At 64.1% G+C, this 20,668-nt stretch carries 17 protein-coding genes, 1 tRNA gene and 2 pseudogenes; 6 read left to right on the plus strand and 14 right to left on the minus strand.

What is annotated here, in order from left to right:
* Positions 1-6: 6 nt before the first annotated feature.
* The 12 genes and pseudogenes from VT84_RS19730 to VT84_RS42325 all read right to left on the minus strand — a co-directional run.
* Positions 7-642, minus strand: a complete 636-nt coding sequence (locus VT84_RS19730; RefSeq protein ID WP_052554826.1) for a hypothetical protein — start codon at positions 640-642, stop codon at positions 7-9.
* Positions 643-659: 17 nt separating this feature from the next.
* Positions 660-1,676: a DUF1559 domain-containing protein gene (locus tag VT84_RS19735; protein WP_082840716.1), complete on the minus strand. Its 1,017-nt coding sequence runs from the start codon at positions 1,674-1,676 to the stop codon at positions 660-662.
* A 580-nt stretch (positions 1,677-2,256) separates the two neighbouring features.
* Entirely contained in the window at positions 2,257-3,846 is a 1,590-nt protein-coding gene (locus tag VT84_RS19740; protein WP_052554829.1) for a phytoene desaturase family protein, read from the minus strand.
* 168 nt (positions 3,847-4,014) lie between these two features.
* Positions 4,015-4,644 (minus strand): hypothetical protein, encoded by a 630-nt coding sequence (locus VT84_RS19745; protein WP_239465415.1) that lies wholly within the window; start codon positions 4,642-4,644, stop codon positions 4,015-4,017.
* 91 nt (positions 4,645-4,735) lie between these two features.
* Positions 4,736-5,100, minus strand: a pseudogene (locus VT84_RS40985) (transposase); the annotation flags it as partial.
* A gap of 284 nt (positions 5,101-5,384) precedes the next feature.
* Entirely contained in the window at positions 5,385-6,848 is a 1,464-nt protein-coding gene (locus VT84_RS19755) for an IS4 family transposase (protein ID WP_082840719.1), read from the minus strand.
* Between the two features lie 66 nt (positions 6,849-6,914).
* On the minus strand, positions 6,915-7,469 hold the full coding sequence (locus tag VT84_RS19760) for a transposase (RefSeq protein ID WP_082840276.1): 555 nt from the start codon (positions 7,467-7,469) through the stop codon (positions 6,915-6,917).
* Positions 7,466-7,870 (minus strand): ISAs1 family transposase, encoded by a 405-nt coding sequence (locus VT84_RS41720; protein WP_082840277.1) that lies wholly within the window; start codon positions 7,868-7,870, stop codon positions 7,466-7,468. Before VT84_RS41720 ends, VT84_RS19760 begins: the two co-directional genes overlap by 4 nt.
* 77 nt (positions 7,871-7,947) lie before the next feature.
* The gene (locus VT84_RS41725) at positions 7,948-8,622 is read right to left on the minus strand and encodes an ISAs1 family transposase (RefSeq protein WP_052554838.1); all 675 of its coding nucleotides are present in this window, start codon (positions 8,620-8,622) and stop codon (positions 7,948-7,950) included.
* A 38-nt stretch (positions 8,623-8,660) separates the two neighbouring features.
* On the minus strand, positions 8,661-9,215 hold the full coding sequence (locus VT84_RS19775; protein ID WP_082840278.1) for a winged helix-turn-helix domain-containing protein: 555 nt from the start codon (positions 9,213-9,215) through the stop codon (positions 8,661-8,663).
* Between the two features lie 262 nt (positions 9,216-9,477).
* Complete coding sequence (locus tag VT84_RS19780; RefSeq protein ID WP_162271779.1) at positions 9,478-10,182, minus strand: ISAs1 family transposase; 705 nt, start codon at positions 10,180-10,182, stop codon at positions 9,478-9,480.
* 6 nt (positions 10,183-10,188) lie between these two features.
* Positions 10,189-10,415: pseudogene (locus VT84_RS42325) on the minus strand (transposase family protein); the annotation flags it as partial.
* 387 nt (positions 10,416-10,802) lie between these two features.
* On the opposite strand from VT84_RS42325, the gene VT84_RS19790 reads away from it, so the two are divergent.
* From VT84_RS19790 to VT84_RS38720, 4 genes are all read left to right on the plus strand, one after another.
* Positions 10,803-10,889 (plus strand) — tRNA-Ser (locus tag VT84_RS19790).
* A gap of 303 nt (positions 10,890-11,192) precedes the next feature.
* The gene (locus VT84_RS38715) at positions 11,193-11,471 is read left to right on the plus strand and encodes a hypothetical protein (RefSeq protein ID WP_157469649.1); all 279 of its coding nucleotides are present in this window, start codon (positions 11,193-11,195) and stop codon (positions 11,469-11,471) included.
* Positions 11,413-11,829: a hypothetical protein gene (locus VT84_RS19795; protein WP_239465417.1), complete on the plus strand. Its 417-nt coding sequence runs from the start codon at positions 11,413-11,415 to the stop codon at positions 11,827-11,829. The genes VT84_RS38715 and VT84_RS19795 overlap by 59 nt, the downstream gene beginning before the upstream one ends.
* Before the next feature lie 439 nt (positions 11,830-12,268).
* Complete coding sequence (locus VT84_RS38720) at positions 12,269-12,421, plus strand: hypothetical protein (RefSeq protein WP_157469651.1); 153 nt, start codon at positions 12,269-12,271, stop codon at positions 12,419-12,421.
* Between the two features lie 57 nt (positions 12,422-12,478).
* Here VT84_RS38720 and VT84_RS19805 read toward each other — a convergent pair whose 3' ends face one another.
* Entirely contained in the window at positions 12,479-12,739 is a 261-nt protein-coding gene (locus tag VT84_RS19805) for a TraR/DksA C4-type zinc finger protein (RefSeq protein ID WP_052555019.1), read from the minus strand.
* 362 nt (positions 12,740-13,101) lie between these two features.
* On the minus strand, positions 13,102-14,970 hold the full coding sequence (gene thrS / locus VT84_RS19810) for a threonine--tRNA ligase (protein ID WP_082840722.1): 1,869 nt from the start codon (positions 14,968-14,970) through the stop codon (positions 13,102-13,104).
* 182 nt (positions 14,971-15,152) lie between these two features.
* On the opposite strand from thrS, the gene VT84_RS19815 reads away from it, so the two are divergent.
* Positions 15,153-15,506, plus strand: a complete 354-nt coding sequence (locus VT84_RS19815) for a cupin domain-containing protein (protein WP_082840723.1) — start codon at positions 15,153-15,155, stop codon at positions 15,504-15,506.
* A gap of 159 nt (positions 15,507-15,665) precedes the next feature.
* On the plus strand, positions 15,666-20,663 hold the full coding sequence (locus VT84_RS19820; protein WP_082840724.1) for a VWA domain-containing protein: 4,998 nt from the start codon (positions 15,666-15,668) through the stop codon (positions 20,661-20,663).
* Positions 20,664-20,668: the final 5 nt, after the last annotated feature.

Genomic DNA, 20,668 nt, shown 5'->3' on the forward strand with positions numbered 1-20,668 from the left:
CGCAATTCAATTGGTGAGAATCAGATCAAAGGTCGTATCCCCGGCAACCGTCAGTTTGAGAGGGTTCGCCGTGGTGCTCTGACCGTACTTGGTGTGAGCGGCTCGGTACTTGGCCTGTTCCTTGGCGGGAATGGTGAACCGTAACTGTTCGAGGAACGGGGCCGGTAATGGCTGAATACCGAACCCGCCTCCCTTTCCTTGAGGGCCGGGAGTGCCACCCGGCCCCTTCATCGGCGCGGCCATCTTTCCTGGAGGTCCACCCTTAGCCGACGGACCGGCAGAAACACTCCCGCCGGTCGGAAACGGCATCTTGCCGTCGGGGTCCAACAGTACGATGGCCGCGGCCGGACCGTCTGGGGCACCGGTCAGTTTGTAGGTTCCGGTCTTGTCGATCGTCCCGATGGACATCACCAGTCCGTCGGACGTAAACAGCAGCACACGACCGACCACGAGCGGGTCGCCGTTCAGTGTCGCTTTTCCCGAGACGGTAGACGTTCCACTCTTGGCGATGGGGATGCCGAAGGTGGGGTGCTCTTTGTCATTCGGAGCCGTTTTGATTTCGGGTGGTCCGGTCCCGCACCCCGCCAACAGCGAGGTACCGAAAACGAGTACCGCAAAACACGAAGAGGTGCGCGTCACCACGGGCCGACCTCCCAGATTTAGAGGTCGTTAACAATATCGCCCGCGTCGGGAGTCAGAGCCGCTTCCCAGGTCGTGTTGCTGACCCCGGCCCGGACCCCGCGGACGCTCCCGTCCATGAGCCCGACTTGAATCACGCCCGTAGAGTGCGATTGGGGAAGTGAGGAATCGCAGGAGTAGCTTTGAGGCTTGCTCTCGAACGTCTTCCCTGCCACCCGAGCGAACGCCGGGGCCCCGTTGGTGAACGTATAGTTGTAGTTGTACGTGATAGTTCCGTCGGAATACGTATAGCTAGAGGTCTGGATTTGAGCGTCCTCGACGTTCATCGCCCAATACCCGTATCGGTACCCGTAGGAATACGTGTACGTGATCACGTTCCCCACTTGGGACGAGCTCGAGGCCCCGGACGAGTAGCAGTACGAGAACCCCTCGGCGACCCCGATCGTATTGCTGCTCCCGTCCGAAATCCCGAGCATCGTGCGCTTCCCGTCGAACACGTCGCTGTTGGTGATGTAGCTCACCGCCGGGGACTGGTCATAGGCGGTCAGGTCGTTCGGCGCAATCAGCACCTTCACCGAGGGAGCACTGTAGTCGTAGCTCCCACCGGAACTCGCGCCCTTGTTGGCGTAGGTCGCGGAAACGTAGTTGGTGGTGGTTTTGGAGTTGTAGTTGTACTGGCTGAACGCGCCCGTGTTGGCGGTGAAGATGTTGTTCTGCTCGATGTACGGGAACAAGTGGAAGAAGGCGGTCCCGTCCACACCCCCGGGAGTTCCATAGGGGGTGGAACCACCCGGGGTTCCGGTGGGTTTGGTGGGGGTCCACCCGCACGCGGGTGGGAACTTGTTGTTCGCGTCGTGGTAGCTCTGGGCCGCCAGACCAATTTGCTTCAAGTTGTTCTGCCCCTGCGCCCGCGCCGCCGCGTCGCGCACTTTTTGGACCGCGGGCAACAGCAGCCCGATCAAAACCGCGATGATCGCGATCACCACTAACAACTCAATGAGCGTAAAACCCGCTCGAGGTGGACGGAACCGCAGCATTTGAAGCACCCCCGAGACGATCGTCCGGCGCAGCGCGTACCGTAGGCCGGTCGATCATCGACTGAATGAAGCGGAACGAATGGTGGGCGTCGAACGATAAGGCAAACCGAGACGCTAGGAAGAGAGTTCGCCCGGACTGCGTTCGCGTAAATGAAACAACTTCGCGGGCGAGGCTTCCGCGAAGTTGTCAGTTTCATCCCGCGAATTTGAATCTACCCAAAAATAATCGCCGACCGGTCTGAGGTTGTCAATGCCCAATTTTCACAATTTCTCTCCCGGACAATAACCAACCGAGTTCTCACGACGAATCCAATCGATTCAAAGCAAGGTACGTGCCGCACGTTCTCGATACTTAATCCCAACAAAATCGCCTTGATTTCATTAGTTTTCGCCCCAATCTCGCCACCGTACACGAGAGAATTCTGCCCAGAGTCACCGCATCTCGTGCACCCGAATCGGGCCAAATTGTGAAAGAAAGAGGCTCGAAATTGTGAAAGAAAATTCGACACAGTGCCAGTCGCCGAGAAACCTGATAGAGACTGGCAAGTCCTCAATAGCGAACCCGGCGACTGGCCGACGCTCACCCGTCCCTCAGCATCTCTCTCGCAGCGTTCAGACCACAGGCGCCCATAACGCCACCACCCGGGTGCGCGGCGGCGCCGCACATGTACAGCCCCTTCACCGGGGTACGGTAGTTCGCGTACCCGGCAACCGGGCGGAAACTGAACATGCTCGACAGGCTCATCGAGCCCTGCATGATGTTCCCCCCCGTAATGCCCCACATCCTCTCCATGTCCGGCGGCGGGATCACGAGCCGGTGCAAGACACTCGATTTGAAGCCCGGTGCGTACTCCTCCAAGATGTCGAAACAGCGGTCCGCGAACCGGTCCTTCTCAACATCCCAGGTCGAGTCCTTCAGATGGTACGGTGCGTACTGCACGAACATACTCAGGATGTGCTTCCCTTCGGGCGCGAGCGTATTATCGAGTGCGGTCGCCATCGTACATTCGAGCATCGGGTCGCGTGCGCAGCGCCCGTACTTCGCGTCATCGAAGGCGCGCTCGATGTAGTCCTGGTCCGGGCACACGTGCATCGTACCGTGGTGCTGCGGACCGACCTTCCCGTCCGACGGCAGCGCCTTCCAGTTCGGCGGGCGGTCCAGCGCGGCATTGATCTTCACCGTCGCACTGGAGTAATCGATCTTCTTCACCTGCGCGACGAATTCCGGCGGCAGGTCTTTCGCGTCCATCAGCTTCAGGAACGTGACGTTAGCGTCTGCGCCGGAAGCCACCCGCTTCGCCCGAAATTCGGTGCCGTCCTTGAGTGCGACGCCGATCACGCGCTCGTCGGCGACCAGAATCTTGCCCACGTCCGCGTTCGTGCGGATCTCGACCCCATAACTTTTCGCCGCGGACGCAATACTGTTCGAGATCGTGCCCATCCCCCCGCGAACGTACCCCCACACACCGCGAACGCCGTTGCACTCGCCCATGACGTGGTGGAACAGCACATACGCGGTACCGGGGTGCGAGGGCGGCGCGAACGCGCCGATGACCGCGTCCGTCGCGATGGTCGCTTTCAACTCCTCCGACTCGAACCACCGATCGAGAATCGGCCGCGCGGCGCCAGTGAGAATCTCCACCGCTTCGGTGGCGGTCGTGCGACCCAACCCGCGGAACCCGAGCCCGAGTTTGCCGAGCTTCCAGAGGCTCCCGAGCCCGCCGAACGGGTCGGGTGGGGTCTGCGTTAGCATCGGTTCGAGGAAGTCCGCGACGCGCGTGAGCATGTCCTCGTATTTCGGGTACGCCTCCGCGTCCTTCTTCGAGAACTTCGCGATCTCGCGATACGTCAGATCCTTATCCGGTCCCATCATCAGGTACCGGCCGTCCGGGAACGGCGTGAACGACGACGGGCTTCGCGGGAGCATCTCGAAGCCGTACTTCTTCAGCTCCAGATCGCGAATGATTTCGGGGCGCAACAGGCTGTTGACGTAAGCCGCGGTGGACACCTTGAAGCCGGGCCACAACTCCTCGGTGATGCAGCACCCGCCGACGATCTCGCGGCGCTCCAGCACCAACACCCTGTACCCGGCCTTCGCGAGGTACGCGGCGGTGACGAGTCCGTTGTGCCCGGCCCCGATAATGATGGCTTCGTAAGTGTTTGCTGGCATGGCGGCGTCTCAATGGAAGGGTAGCGTCACTGATAGGAACGCGAACACGAAAAGCCCACGATGAGAAAACACATTGCGATCGAATAGGCAAAAATAATATAAATAAAACTATATAAATATTATCATATAATTGTTATTAACAATACAGTGCGGGTTTAGATGATGCATTTATGCCGCTGTTTCTTGTGGGACTTGGCGGCCTGGGTGTTGCGCTTCTGGTGGTACCGGATCACGTCGCTGGTGTGCCGTACCTCGGGCACGCCGCGCTGACGGCGGAACACCGCTTGGCACCGCTGGTTCCGCGCCCGGCACACCTGTTCCGCCGTCAGCGCCAGTTTCCCCCCCCCGCAGCCGCTCCGTGCGGGTGGCGACGAACCCGAGGACGATCAGGGACGGGGTCAGGTGCCGTATCAGCCCGGTGTAGTTCCGACCCTCGTAGCCCATCAGTCCCGCTTCTTGCTTCCCCAAGCGGAACCAATGTTCCACCGTACACCGCCGGAACGCCACGGCCAGCACCCGCGTCACCGACGCGGTCGTCGCGTTGCTCAGGAAGTACTTCATCTCCCCGGTGCCCTCGTTGATCGCCGCCACCCGTGTGTGCTCCCGATCAGCCACCCACACGGCCGCGGTCGCCGCGCGCCAGAACGAGGCCCGCACCGTCCGGTGCGCGATCCGGTGTCGCGTCCCACCCCGGGCGTCGTCCGCACGCAACCGCGCGTCCGCGCGCTGAGTCTTCGCGCCGGCCTTGTCCCGCACGCGGAAGTTCACCGGCACTTCGGCCACGAACGGTTGGTCCACCAGGTTCAGGAACTTCAGGAACGGGACCGCCGCCCCCGTACCCTTCGTCGAACGTGAGCCAGTCGAACCTCACCCCGTTGGCGCTCAACCGGATCAACTGGCCCATCGCCAGTCGCCACTTGGTCCGGTGCCGGACCGCGTCCGGGATGCCGGGCGCCCGGCACCTCAGCCGGTCGTCGGACCAGGCCTTGGGGAGGAAAAGGTCGACATCGAGCAGGCCTGGAATGTTCCCTTCGCCACCCCGACGTGAACCGTCACGATGCCGTTGCCGACCTTGCCCGCGCACCCGAGGTACTGGCGCTGGCCCCCCGGCGTGTGGTCGCCCCACTTGCGGCAACGGGTCTCGTCGATCACCCCGACGGTGCCCTGCGGATCGGCCGGCAGGGCCGCGACCACCGACCCCAGATGTTTCTGCAGCGTGTCGCGGGCGTCGTTCTGGTCCCAGTGGGCCGTCACCAAGAACTCCTGGAGGGTGCGGACGGCGCGATCCCGGCGGCCAGAGCGATCGGTTCGATACTCTTACGCGGCCGATCGGACAACAACCCCCGGCAGTACGTATCGAAGTGGCCCGCCGTCCGGTTCTGGCCGAAACCGCCACGGAACCGACGCAGATACGCCCCGAACGCCGGCTACAACTCCACGATTTCCTGCTCCGTAGCTGTTCATCGGGGAGCACGACCGATGTACGAAACGGTGCCAAACCCGCGCTGTACTGCTAACGTTACGTCAATCGTTACCATTTAAGGCCGCGGGCGCACACTGGCCAATCCGTGAAGGGCCAACCGGGTGGTTAACAACTTAAGTTTAGGCCCATTTACTCTCGGGCGACGGCGGCCGCACCTTGAAGCATGGCCTGGAGTTGCGTCCATCCGCGCCAGAGCACGATCCCCCCCGGTGGTGCGTCGTGTGTGCGGTTCTGGTGCCCGCCCAGCCGCGCCAGCGCCATCACGAACTCGCGCACGGTCCAATCCGCGCGCCCGCGCGTGGCGCCACGCCGATAACACGACCACCCACAACCGCGGGACGTGGTGCGTGGCCGGTTCCGACGCCCGTTGCGGATCCCGCGCGAGGTCGCGCAGTTCCAACAGCGACACGGCCACGACCGACAGCACACCGATGGTCACCTCCAAGGCCCCGCGCGTGGTGAACTGCAACGACTCGATCTCGACGCCCGTTTTCATCACCTTATGATATTCTTCCACCACCCAACGCGCGCGGTACCAATCCACACGCGCCCACGCGTCCGACTCCGTGGCGACCCGAACGTTCGTCAGCAAGATCCATTCGATCCCCTTCTGCCCGGCCGGAGGATCCACGTCCCACACGCGGACCGCGCAAACCGGCAACGGGGGCGCGTCGTGGTCCCCGCGCGGCTGACGTGGGGGCACGATCGTCACGTCCGCCCACGCCAGCGCTAACGGGGCCGTGCGGGGACCACGGCCCGGCGCCTCCTGGACCTCCTGAGTGCGGCACGCGCGGGCCATCAACGTGTGGATGAGCGCGTGTAACCGGGCCTTCGCGACGGCTCCCGACCCGTCGACCTGTTGCACCGTGCGATTGTGCTGGGACCGTACCAGGTACGCCCGTTGTGCCTTATGCTCGTGGGCCAAGAATTCGGTGACGTCGGCCCCGCGATCGGCAACATCGACCCACAACCGACCGGCCGGTGCATGGGGGATCTGCTCGACGGCCCTCTTCCACAACCGGCTCTCCCGATCCGGCGCGCGTTGGCGCGGGGCCTTGGTTTCGTTCTTGGGCACCTTGCGGCGCTTGTGGAGCCATTGTCCGGCCAACCCCAGGACGCGCCGGTCCGGGGTTACGGCCAAGGCGTTGTGGATGTACAACCCGCGCCCGTGGCCGTCGCCAATTTGCCCCAGATCCTCGATACTCAAGCCCGAGTAATCCCCGATGGTGGTATCGTGCAACACGAGCACCACGCCCGTCTCATCTCGCATCCGTTGCCACGTGCGTGGGGCGGCGCGGATGATGTGTGCGTGGGTGACGTCGGGTTCGTTGGCCAACCGATAGTACCCCCCGAGCGCGGCCGGGTCGTGGAACTTCGCCGGCAATGAACCGCCCGGGTGTTCGTGGATGCAGGCCGCCGAATGAACCAACCGCGCCGTTCGCCGAGCGTCGCCTAAATCCGCTTGGCCGAATTGGTCCGCCGCCCAACTCTGCGAACGAGTGCTCGGTGCCCGTGGCACGGGTGACCTCCCACAACTCCTTTACAACTTCACACTTATTACGGCGGCATGAAAGATACTCATTAATCAAGTAGCCGTCGCGGCGGCATAGAGAACACAGGGTTGGAGGAAGTAACTGACGACGTGTTTGGGCAAGTGGCCGAGCGTCCGCATGACGTGTTGGAGTCTCTCACGCAACGCCGGCTTGGAGCCCGGCAGCCCGTCCTCCGTCACGGCCCTCTTCACGTCGTTGTTGAGGTACTCGTCCGGGTTCCGTTCCGGTGCCCGGCGGGGCAACTCGAACACCTCCAACCGGTCCGCGTGCGCCGCCACCCATTCCTTCACTACGCCACTCTGATGGGCTTTCAACCGGTCCACGATCAGGACGATCTTGCCCGTCGTGGTCCGCAGCAGGCGCCCCAAGAACACAACGAATCGTTCGCCCGTCATGGTCCCCGGGTACGTCATGAACCGGAGCGCCCCTTCGTTGGTGATCGACGACACCATGTTGATGCCGATGTGCGGATCGGGCACATCCATCGTCGCGCGTTCGCCCCTTTTGGCATACCCATACCCCGAACAGTGGTCGGCCACGACCCCAGTCTCGTCGCACCAGTGGACCTCCCAGGGCCATTCCTTTATTCAGTCTGGGGAATGCCGATAAGGTTCCTCGCGCGCGCGGGGTCGAGTTGGAGGAGTTCGAGAGCTTCTGGCCGGCTCTTCGCATCGACATCGGCCAGCAGGTGGATCACGACATTGCGCACCGCGGCCAGGACCGGCGGTGCGGTGCCTTTCCGCACACGACACGCGTCCTCGCCCAGTGTCACATCCCGAACGTAATGCAAGCCGTTTTCGATCTGCCAGTGGTCACGGAGAATGGCCCGAAGTGTCGCCGCGTTTGCTCGCTCCATCGATAGGCTTGTGATCCCGTACACCACCTCCACCGTCCTATTCCCTTTCACGGTCCGCTCGCGCGTGATTCGCAGACCTTGCTTCAGCCCCTTCCACTTCTGACCTGCCGTCAAGATCGGTGTCGACTCCAACGTCCGCTTCTCGATCCGGCCGTGCCCTTTCTCCGATGTCGTGACGACTCGGTCCGCCGGTGCCGAGAAGCACGTCTTCAGGGGGAAGTGGCCGCCGCGATCCCTCGGGCGGCGGTTTCAAAGGCGAACCCGCCCTCGATATCGGCCTCCAATCCGGGTTGGTTGTCCTTCACGACGAGGAGGTACTCGCCGCCCCTGTCGATCACCTGTTCCGCCACGTCGCGCTGGCAGAACATCGCATCTCCGACCACGACCCGGCCCTGGAGCGGCAGGATCCCCAACAGCCCCAAAGCCGCCTTGTGTTCATTGGTTTTGGAGCCCACGCGAACCTGGGCGAGTACGGCTTCAACAGCCGGAGCGTAAGCGGCAACGAGGTGTTGGCCGGGCACGTCACCATCTCGGCTGCCCCGCAGGGTTTTGCCGTCGATGGAGATCTGCTCGAACGCGCGCGGCGCGATGCGATCTCGAATCCATTGGGAGATGGTGGCTTCGAGTTGTGGTGCGTCGAAGCGGCGTAGCGTCCGGGAGAGGGTGGACGCGGCGGGTGTCTTCCCCCGCCGGAAGCCCAGTGCGTGGGCGAGTGGTGCTCCGTGTTGCCGTCCGAATCGTGCGATCCCCTGAAGGCTCTTGCGCCCCATGAGCATGGCCAGAACCACCAACCCCGTGACCGCGGGTAACGGGTGGATGAGTCCGTGGGTGCCGCGTGGCTCGGGCAGGGCGGCGAAGGCTTCGTGGAGTGTGCAAGCCGGCATGGGCTATCTCGGGAACCGTCGGGAACGAGGTGCCCCAATTACCTACACCAACCCAAACCCACAAGGTGAAACAAGGAATGGCCCTGGTGGACCTCCGCGCGCTCCTTGCGGGCACGGGCCTTGAGGGCCGGGTACGTGTACTCCAGCCACAACCGCACCTCCTCCGGATCTTGCTTCTCGGCGTGCCGCGCGGGCTTCTTGGCCGTGTATCCCCAGCGCCGCAGGTACTCGCCAACGGTCCGCACCGCCAGCAACACGTCGCAATCCGTGCGGATCAACTCACCAATCGCGCGCCGGCTCCACAACGGGAAGGTGAGCCCCTGATCCTCGGGAGTGGTAGTGTCGATGAGTCGTTGGATGCGCGTCGCGTGCTCGTCGGACAAGGCCGCTCCGGAACCGGGTGGGCGCCCGGTGCGCTCATGGGGAATAGCTTCCGGGCCGCCCGTCGAGTAAGCCACCCACCAGCGACACACGGTTTCGGTGGCGACGCCCAGGATGTCCGCGACATCGGCGTGCGTGAATCCCCGCTCGCACGCACGCAACGCGCGTAACCGCAGGGCGTCAAGCACGCCATCGGGTAAGGTCAAAGCCATAACGACCTCCGATCTCTCAGATCCACGGCCCGGCGGGTGAGAGCCGAGTCAACAGCCATTATTGAGCATCTTTCACGCCGCCGTAATAATTCTCTGTGAATCCTTGTAGGACGCGCAACAGGTATTTGTGATCGAGTGCGGCATTGAGTCTCTTGGCCTTGCTGCTGCCCTTGCCACCATCCTGCTTGAACAACGACGCCGCGACTCGGCGGATGACCCCGAGGTTGGCTCCAGCGTTAGTATTCCGTGTCCGGTTCGCGCCCTAACGAAACGGCACATCGAGGCACCAGTGCAACCCGTTCTCGACGCCCCAGTGGCCCCGGATGTAACGGGCCAACTCGTCGGCCGAGGCCCACAGGCTGGTGAGGTAGTGCGCCGAACTGGCGTTCCGGTCGCTCACCGCGCGCTCCCGACTGACCATCACCACGGCACCCACACCGGCCCACTCCTCCGGCACCCCTTCGGGATCGCGGATCACGGTCACATACCGCTCCTCGTGTCGCCCGTGCCCGTCCTCCACCGACGAGGCCATGTCGCACCCGGCGAACTCCGCCTCGGCCGCCTTCTCGAACACCGCGACAACGGCTCGGTGCAGCGTCGGCTGGTTCCCTTTCACCGTCACCAGGTACGCCCCGCCCTGCTCACGGATCTGCGTGACAACATCCTTCTGACCGAACGCGTCATCGAGCGTCACCAACGCGCCCCTGAGGTCCAGCACCTTCAGCAGCTCAGGCACGGCCGCGATCTCATTGGACCCGTTGGGCACCGGCACCTGGCCCAGGAACAGGTTGTTCTCGGTGGCCCACGCGTTGACCAGGTGCGGGCACCCGCTGAACGTGTCCCCGGGCGCGGCCCGGCACGCCTTCCCGTCGATCGCGATGGCCCGCAACCCGGTGCCCTCGCACAGGTCCGCCATCCATGCCCCGAAGCACGCCGAGAACTGGTCCCGGTCCAGCACCGAGAGCACCCGGTTGAACGTGTCGTGGCTGGGGATCCGTTGGGCAGTGCCAAGAACGTCCGGAGCCACTCCTCACGGGCGTCCCCGAACCGCTCGATCTCCTCGAAACTGTCGGCCCCACAGATCACCGCGCACAGGGTGATGACCAGAATATCGTCGAGACGGTACCACTTGGTCCGATCCACACGCGGATCGGGCAGGTCGGCAAAGTAACGGGCGCAACGCATCTCGGGCTTCGACATCGCGGCGCCCCAGGGGCTACCGACGGTGTATGCCTATCCCGTTACCGCGTCAGGAGTTCAAGATGCGTGAACCCTGCGAGTGACACATCGAGACCAGCGAAACCATGATCCACCTCATACTCCGGCGATTGCCACCGCTCCCATAATTTTCAGATGCCCTGTGTGTGGGGAGGGAACTCGGGTACGGTTTCTTCGGTCGGTTGGGGGCTTTTCGCGGATGCGGCAAACCACTAGACTTGTCTATGCGTCATTGACCGTGCTGGGTTGGCGTGCCTCGTGGCAGTCATTTCCCACAATGAGAATTTACTACCGCCAAATGTAACGGTAGTAAATTTAGTTAGTTTTTAGCGAACGAAAGAGTCTGAAACGCTAGGAAAGTCAGTATTTGGAGAGGTGGCAGAGTGGTCGAATGCGTCGGTCTCGAAAACCGATATGCCCGCAAGGGCATCGAGGGTTCGAATCCCTCCCTCTCCGCTATCCAACCCGCCCGTGTGGCAAAACGTTTGCCGCACGGGCGGGTTGCCTTTCTGGGTCATCTCAGCTCGACTGGTGTCGATTGTCAGCGATGCCCTGCAGGGCAGGCGCACTATCTAAACGTCTGGGAAACAAAGGGTTGCAGAAAACGAGGGCCGAGAATGGCCTTAATTTCCGCTTCTCAAATTCCATAATCTCCTACGGATTCAGCACTTACATAGTGCGCCCGCCCTGGCGCTGTCCGTGGTGAGGTAACACGAGGGTCGTTGAAGCTCTCGTGGCCCTCGCCCACGGACGACCGCAATGATTCTACCCACGGAAGCGCACCCGCTGGTCCAGGTTCTCGCGCTCAACTTCACCAGCCCCACGTACCAACGGTTCTCGACACTGATGGTCGCCGCCCTCGTCACCACCGGGCGCCGAACGGTCGCCAACGTGCTCCGCACGCTCCGCCATTTGGCACCTGGGCACCGCACCGATTACCAGCGCACCCTGGTCCGGGCTTCAACTCGGCTGCGCCCTGATGCGGTTCATACTCGACTACCTGCTCCCCACTGGTCCCGTGATGCTGGTCGGCGATGACACGGTCGACGGGCACAAGGGGGCGCACGTGTACGGTAAGGCCCGGCACCGCGACCCGGTCCGCTCGACCCATTCGTACACCGCGTTCCGGTACGGGCACAAGTGGGTCGTCCTCGCGGTCCTGGTGAAGTTCCCGTTGGCCACACGCCCGTGGCACCTGCCGGTACTCATCGACCTATACCGGTCGGCAGAAGATGACTGGAAGCGGAACCGGCGGCATCGCACCCCGGCCCGAATCACGTGCGTGCTCTTGCGAGTTGTGCTGGGTTCCCCGAGCGGGCCGTTGTGTTCGCCGGGAATTCGGGGTACGGGATCCACGACGTCGCGCGGTTCTGTTACTGCTACCAAGACCGGTTGACGTTAGTCAGCAATGCCCACCCCGACGCCAACTTGTTCGACCCGCCCCCACCCTACTGGTCTGCCTATCGCTCAATGTCGGGTTACTTGGCCAAGAATCGCAGGCTTTTCGGCCCAAACTACCCGACATCGAGCGATAGACGAACCACTACACCGGTTTAAGGGGCGCCCCGGGTCAAGGGCCAACGCCGGCTCAAGCCGCGCCAGGCCGTCGGTGCCGCCACGACCATCACCCGGTTGGGGGTCGGGCGGTACGGAGGAGGGAAACGGACCGTCGAGCCCCTTGAGGGCACCGGGCACTGGTACAAGGGCGGATGCGGGTTGGTTCCGGTTCGTTGGGTGTTCGTCCGTGACATGAGCGGCACGCACCAAGACGAGTACTTCTTCACCACCGACCCGAACTTGACACCGACGGCGGTGATCGCCGCCTATTGCGGCCGGTGGAACATCGAAACCACGTTCTCCAGGAGATGCGGGCCGAGTTGGGCCTGGAGACGACCCGCGGGTGGCGTGAGAAGACAGTGTTGCGCGCGGCCCCGTGCCTGTTCGGATTGTACACCGTCGTCGCGCTCCTGTTCCACGCGCGCCCGTGAGCCAAGCGGGTTGGTCGCCCCAGCCGAGTACGAGCGGGCGCACAACCAACCCCACCGCTAAACGCTGTCCACTATTCGTGAGGAACTCCACTCACTGTTCTTCGGCTGGATCGGTTTTCTGATCTTTCGCGTGCTGTACCCACCGTAGTTCTTCTTGAGGCTCCCTTCCTTACTGATTCGTTCCGGTGTCATGATCACCGTGAACTCTCCGCCCATCTCCTGACTGCACGCCACACACACCATCGTCTCGGGCATGGCCTCCACCCGCTCGGGCGGGATCTCCCCGCCGCACCGGGCACACGGTTGCGGAACGATCATCGTTCGCGTCCTCCTCGAAGTGAAGTGGAGTCACCGGCGGGTCGCGCTCACCCCGCCACTCGTACAACGCACTACCGGAGGTATTTACTCCCGTAAACCGCGAGAAATGAGCCGAAAACCGCCCGAATGAACCTATTCGTGACCGGCGCTGTCTTCCGATTATCGGCACTCCGAAATTCCGCCCGAATCACCGGTACGCGACACCCATGCGCACAAAAAAGTAGCCACGTGGCACCTCCATCGAGATGCCACGCGGCTATTGAGCAACCTTGGGCGGAACCTTCCGAGACATGGCCCGAACGAACCTCCATCGAGATGCCACGCGGCTATTGAGCAACCCGTGTTTACAAACCGGGAACCGATCAGGCGTCCGGGATCAGTTTTAGGGTGCGAGTCGCAATGGCCTTTTCCAGCATCGCGACGAACTCCGCAACCGGCTTGGCCCCGAGGTCTTCGCCGCTCCGGAGGCGCACGGCCACCGCGTTCGCTTCCATCTCCTTGTCGCCGATGACGAGGATGTACGGGATCTTCTGCAATTGCGCGTCACGGATCTTCGCCTGCATCCGCTTGCTGCTCAGGTCCACATCGACGCGATGGTCCTTATCGAGCAACTGCTCGCCGAGCTTCTGGGCGAACTCGAAGTGCCGGTCGCCGATGGGCACGATCGCGACCTGCACCGGGGCGAGCCACACCGGGAACGCGCCCGCGTACAGCTCGATCAGGTACGACATCATCCGCTCCATCGTGGAGATGACGCCGCGGTGGATCATCACCGGGCGCTTCGGGGTGTCGTCCGAGTCCTTGTACTCCAGCTCGAACTTCGCCGGCAGGTGCTGGTCGGCCTGGATGGTGCTGAGGGTCTCTTCGCGCCCCATCACGTCCTTCACCTGCACGTCGATCTTCGGCCCGTAGAACGCGGCCTCGTTCCACGCCTCGAAGAACGGCATCCCGGATTCGGTCAGCACCTCGCGCAGCATCTTGGTGCTGCTCTCCCACATCGCGGGGTTGTCGACGTACTTGTCGGTCGCGGGGCCGTCCGGGTCGCCATTCTTCGAGAGCCGAAACCGGTACTCGGTGATGCCCAGATCGGCGTAGGCCTTCTTCATCAGGCTCAGGACGCCCGCGATCTCCTGCTTCACCTGATCGGGTCGGACGAACAGGTGCGCGTCGTTGAGGGTCATGCACCGGACGCGCGACAGCCCGCCGACGACCCCGCTGCGCTCGAACCGGTACATGTTGCCGAGTTCCGCGATGCGGATGGGCAGATCGCGGTAGCTCCGTGCCTTACTCTTGTACACCTGAATGTGGTGCGGGCAGCACATCGGCCGCAGGCACAGCTCCTCGTCGTCGTTCCCGCCCTCGCCCATGTCCATCGGCGGGAACATGCTGTCCTTGTAGTGGTCCCAGTGACCGCTGATCTTGTACAGCTCCTTCTTCGCGATGTCCGGGGTGAACACGTGCAGGTAGCCGGCGCGGCGCTCGTAGTCGGTGATGAAGGTCTCCAGCAGCCGGCGCACGGTCGCGCCCTTCGGCAACAGCATCGGGAACCCGGAACCGAACACCGGCTCGTTGGCGAACAGTTCCAGCTCGCGGCCCACCTTGCGGTGGTCGCGTTTGGCCGCCTCTTCGAGCCGCGCGAGGTGCGCCTTCAGGTCGTCCCCGTTGGCCCACGCGGTCGCGTGGAACCGCTTGAGCGCCTTATTCTTGCTGTCGCCGCGCCAGTACGACCCGGTGACCTGCTGGATCTTGAACCCCTTCGCGTCGAGGTCGCCGGTGGTTTCGACGTGCGGCCCGCGGCAGAGGTCGGAGAAAGTGTCCTGCTGGTAAACGGTAATGGTCGGCGCGTCGGCCGAGGCGTTCCCGTACTCGTCCTGGCCCTTGGTGAGCCCGTCGATCAGTTCGAGCTTGTAAGGGTTGTCCTTGAAGATCTGGCGCCCCTCTTCGGCGCTAATCTCGCGCACCTTGAAGACGTGCCTGCCCTTGATGATCTGCTTCATCCGGTTGGCGATCCACTCCAGCTCGCCCTCGGTCGGGTTCACGTCGAGCTCGAAGTCGTAGTAGAAGCCGTACTCGTTGGGCGGTCCGATGGTGGGCTTCGCCTGCGGGAACCGCTCGACGACCGCTTGTGCGAGAACGTGCGCGAGGGAGTGGCGCAGTTTGTAGAGCGCGGGGTCGTAGTCCTTGGGGATGTACTTTTCGCCCGCCGCCTTCAGCTCCGCTTCGGTTGCCATTTTGGAGATGTCCTGTTCTGATGGGCGTGGCACGCGGACGTACAGCCGCAACCTCCCGCACCATCACCGACCATGTTACGGGCGAAGGGACACCGCGACAGGTGCCCGCGTTCGCGCTCGTGCGTTACGGACTGCGACCGGACGCTACGAACGGCCCTATCTGCGATCAAAAGGGAACCTCAATGACCCCCTCGGCCGGAAACCTCTTCACCAACCCGCCCGCAAACCCGCCCGCAGACGAACTGTTCGAGGTGCTAACCCAGCGCCCGGGATGGAAGATCGAGCGCATTACGTCGTGGGGCCACGCGACCCCGCAGGGCGAGTGGTTCGACCAAACGACCGACGAATGGGTGGTTCTGCTCGCGGGTGCCGCGCGCCTACAGATCGAGGGCGAACCGGCCCCGCGCGAGCTCGGCGCCGGCGATTGGGTGTTCCTCCCGGCGCGGCTCCGGCACCGTGTCGAGTGGACGGACGAAACGCGGCCCACGATCTGGCTCGCGTTTCACATCGTGCCGGAAGTTATCAAAGGGCTTTGATTGAGGTACGCAGGGTACTTGACACGCAACTCAGGCCGTTCTGCCCGTTGCCACCGGAATCGCGACCCGTCATACTGAGGGGCACCGGCGGTCGCTGCTGGTTTGGCCGTTATTGCTCGAACGCACAGATCCGCCGGGCCGCATCGCTCGGCGAACCACATGATTCACCCCTTGTTCGCCGTGTTCGGTCCCGCGCTCGCTGCCGGTGCAGCCGTCGCCGCGGTCGGTGTGCCGCTCGTCGTCCACCTGTTGTTCCGCAAGCGGTACCAAATCGTGCCGTGGGCCGCGATCCGGTTCCTGATGGTCGCGGAGCGCCGGCACAAGCGGCGCATCGACCAGTGGTTGCTGCTCGCGCTGCGCACCCTCGCGATTCTGCTGTTCCTGTTCGCCATGATCGCCACGACCACGTGGGCCGAAGAGTTGTGGCAAAAAGTCCGTCCCGGCACTACGGAAACGATCGCGAACGTCCCTCGAACGCACCACGTTCTTGTAATTGACGCATCGCTCAGCATGACCGCGCGCGCGGAGGGAGACCAGACCCGGTTCCAGCGCGCGATCGCGCAAGCCGAGAACTTGGTGCGCTCGGGGAACCCCGGCGACGGGTACACCGTGTTCGTTCTCACGACCGCGCTACAACCGCTCGTGCCCGGACCGTCCAACGACCCCGAAAAGGTGGTCGCCGAGTTGCGGAAGATCAAGCCGACCCACGGCACCGCGGATCACACGGCCGCGCTCGCAACGGTCGCGGACGTCCTCACGCGATCCCCGCGCGCGTACCCGCGGCGTCAGCTCACGTTCTTCACGGACCTGCAGCGCGCGTCGTGGGCGAACGCGGTCCCGCGCGCCGAGAACAGCACGGGTGAGGTCTGGCAGCGGATCGTTGCGCGCTCGGACGTGGCCATCGTGGACACCGCGGGGCACGCGACCGAGAACCTCGCGATCACGGACATGGTACTCGTCGATCCGATGCCGCTCGTCGACCAGCCGGTGACGGTTTCGGTCACGGTCGCGAACTTGGGGCGCGGCGAGCGCAAGGGCGTGCGCGTCGAACTGCTCTTGGGGCGCCCCTCGGCCGGTGGGGAAGCGCTCGTATCCGTCGAGCAGAAGCTCGTGGAGCCGATCCCGCCCGGCGGGCGCCAGAACGTCCGGTTCGACCTGAACCACCAGCACCGGTTTCGCAGCCGCGGCGTTCACGTCCTTCAGGCCAAAATTGTTGAAACCGACGATCTCCCGGCCGATGACAGCCGGGCGCTCGCGGTCGAGGTACGAGACGGTCTCCACGCGCTGCTCGTTGACGGCCGGGCCGACCCGGACGTGAACCGGCGCGGGGCCACGTACCTCCTACGCGCGCTGTTCCCTCCGGGTGCCAAGTACACCGATACGCCCAACCGCCCGCGCGTGGTTACACCCGGCGACTTCGTCGACCCGTCCTGCGATCTCACTAACGTCGATTGCGTGTTCTTCTGCGACGTGCCGAACCCGACCCAAGAAATGGCCGCAAAGCTCGAAGCGGTGCTGCGGCGCGGGGGCACCGTCGTTATCGGGCTGGGACCGAACGCGGCATCTCCCACGAGTCGCGCGAAGTACAACGCGGAACTTTACAAGGACGGGGCCGGTGTGTTGCCCGGCGCGCTCGGGGACGTCGTCGCTGCGTCCGGTCCGGACGATCCCGGCTTCCGGCTCGCGGCCGACGAGGACGAGTACCGCAAACCGCCGCTCGCGATCTTCGGCGCGGACAAGCTACGGGCCGAACTTGTTAACGAGCCGTTCCGCGGTTACGTGCGGATCGACGCCGCGGCGGACGGCCGGGCACACCGCCTGATGACCTTCGCGCGCGCCGGGACGGGGCCGGCCCCGATGACCACTTCCGCGGCGAAACCCGATCCGGCACTCCTTGAGTGGAGCAAGCACCGCGGGCGCGCCTACGTCTTCACCAGCTCGTTCAACCGCGACTGGAACGACTGGGCGGCAATGCAAACCTATCTCGTGTTCTGGCACGAGTTCCTCAAACACTCTGCCGCGAACCCGGACCGGCACACGCTCCGCGTCGGCGAGGCGATCGAGGAGTTCTTCCCCGCGGCCGCGGCCGGGCTGAACGCCGGGCTGAACGGCCCCGACGGGCTTTCCGCAACGATCCCACTCCTAATGCAAGACGAGGCGGGTGTCGCGACGTTCGCCAACACCGCGGCGAGCGGGTTGTACCGCGTCGGGCTGAACGGCTCGCGTGATCGGGTGTTCGCGGTCAACGTCCCGGAGGTCGTCGCCGGCTCCCCCACGGAATCTGATCTCGGGCAAATCGACCTGCGCGAGTTCCGATCGTTCAGTGCCGTCCAGGTCGTGTCGGACCCTGCCGAGGTGAAGCCCACGAGCGAGAGCGGCGCGGTTATGACGACCGCACCAAAACCACACGGCCCCCGAATCTCGCGCGCCGCCACACTGTTCGCAGTGCTGTTCCTGGTGACCGAAATTATCCTGGCGTGGCGCTTCGGACCGTCACGGAGCGGCGGCGGAACCTCCCCGGCGCGCTCCCGCATCGGGCGCCTCCTCGTACTCCTCGGCGCGCTCGTACCACTCGCGGTCGCGGCGTTCATTTTGTTCTCGGTGGCCCACGCGGACCGCACCGGGAACCCACTCGGGTTCCTCCCGCACGGCCTGCGTTCGAGCATTGAGAATACGGCCGGCGTGCCCGTCGCGGGACCGGGCGAAGGAACCCGCTGGCGCCTCGAATGGTTCCCGGCGCTGTTCAAAAATAGCGCGGCGGACCGGCGCGCGGTGACGGGACTCGCGTGTACGTGTCTCCTGCTCACGTTCGGCGTGTACTGGATCGAGCGCCGGGCCGCGGGCGGACTCGCGCGAGTCACGGCGCCGGCACTGCTCCGGGCCGTCACGTTCCTGCTCGCGCTGTTCGTACTGCTGGCGCAACTCCGGCTCGCGTTCGACCGCGAGGGGTGGCCCGAGATCGTTATCCTGCTCGATACTTCCGCGAGCATGAACACGCGGGACGCGCTGAAAGATCCTGCCGTGCGCGCTAAGGCCGAAGAACTGGCCGGCACCACCGATCTGTCTCAAACGAGCCGGCTCAAACTCGCGCAGATGCTCCTCACGCGCAAGAACGCCGACTGGCTCGACAAACTGCTCCACGAGAAGCAGGTCAAAGTTCATCTGTACGCGATCGACACGCAGCTCCGGCCGATCGGAATCGTCGAAGAGGATGGGCAACTCGCGGACGCGCGCGAGGCCCTTTTGAAGCAGGAACCGACGGGCGACGAGTCGAAACTGGGCGACGGCGTCGAGAAAATCCTGCAAACGTTCCGCGGGAGCACGCTGTCGGCTGTCATTATGTTTACCGACGGGGTCACCACTACCGGTCCCGACCTGCCCAAAGCCGCGCGCACGGCATCCCTAGATGGGGTGCCCCTGTTCCTAATCGGTACAGGTGATCCGTGGCAATCGCCCGATCTCGCGCTCACCGATATTCAGGCCGAAGATGTGGTGGGGAAAGGCGATCAACTCGTCTTTAAGGCCCGCCTGACCGCAAAAGGTGACGTCCCTCCGAACCCGGTCACGGTGCTCCTCCAAGAGCGCCTCCCGAACGGCAAACTGGAGGACCGCGGGCGCGTGACGGTCACCCCGGACCCGAACGGTAACCCGGTCCCGGTAACGGTCACACACATCCCGATGGAAGTCGGCGAGAAGACGTTCATTCTCAGCGTCCCGACGGTGCCGGGCGAGTCCAACGCGCGCAACAACAAGATCGAGCGCACGGTGCTCGTTACCGAGTCGCGGCGCATCCGGGTGCTGTACGTCGAGGGGTACCCGCGCTACGACTTCCGCTTCGTGAAGGTCATGCTGGAGCGCGAGTCGGACAAGTCCGTCGGCGGCAAGGCGGTCGAGGTTCACGTCGTTCTGCTCGACGCCTCGAAGGGGTGGGCGGAAACCGACCGGTCCGCGTTCCGCGGCGACTTCCCGACGCGGACGGAACTGTTCGGGTACGACGTGGTCGTACTCGGCGACGTGGACCCGAAACAGGTGCCGCGTTCGGCGATCGCGCTCCGCGACCTCGCCGACTTCGTGAAAGAAAAGGGCGGCGGGTTACTCTTCCTCTCCGGGGAGCACGGCACCCCGAACGCCTACACGGACACGCCGCTCGCGGAAGTGCTCCCGGTGGTTCCCGGCGACCAGCCGGTGGCGACACGCCCGCCCGAGGAACAGCCGCTTGTCGAAGGGTTCCGCCCGCGCTGGACCGCAACGGGCCGGCAGCACCCGCTCTTCCTGCTCTCTCCGGACGAGGGCGAATCCAATCGCGTATGGAATCAGTTCCAGGAACTGTTTTGGTTCGCGAAAGGGTACCGACCGAAGCCGCTGACACGGGTACTCGCGACGCACCCGGCGCGCCGGGCGGACGGCGGCGCGGCCGACGAGAACCACGCGCTGATCGTGCAGCAGTTCGTCGGCAACGGCCCGGTGCTGTTCTTCGGGTTCGACGACACCTGGCGCTGGCGGTTCCGCAACGACGAGGAGAACTTCGACCGCTTCTGGATGCAGACGATGCGGGTGCTCTCGCGCTCGCGGGTGCGGCGCCCGGAAGTGCGCGTCGAGCCGAAGACCGAGTTCCGGCGCGATGAAAAGGTGACAGTGCAGGTGCGGTTCCCGGTCGAAGCGCCCGCCCCCGCGGGTTCAGCGCCGGTCCGCGTAACAATGACTCGCAGCCCGGTACTAAAGGATGACGGCACGCCGAGCCCCGGCCCCACCGAAACGACAACGCTCACGCTCCCTCGCACGCCCGGACCAACAGTGCTGTTCGAGACGACGCTCGCACGCGCACCGGAGGGCGAGTACCGCTTCGAGCTGGCGGACCCGGAAGTGCAAGGCACGCGCCCGTTCGCGACCGCTCGCGTGCTCCCGCCGATGAACGAGAGCGAGCGCACCGAACTGAACCGCGCCGACCTTAGCGCTGCGGCGGCCCTTTCCGGCGGCAAGTTCTACACGCTCGCCGACGCCACGGACGTGTTCAACGACCTCAAGAACCTCCAGCGCGTGCCACTGAACCAGCCGTGCCCACCGGTCCCGTTGTGGAACCACCCGTTCCTGTACGTATTGCTTTTGTCACTTCTCCTCGGTGAGTGGCTTTTGCGGAAGCGCGAGCGACTGCTATGATGAGT

Source organism: Gemmata sp. SH-PL17 (genome assembly GCF_001610855.1).
Lineage (GTDB): Bacteria > Planctomycetota > Planctomycetia > Gemmatales > Gemmataceae > Gemmata > Gemmata massiliana.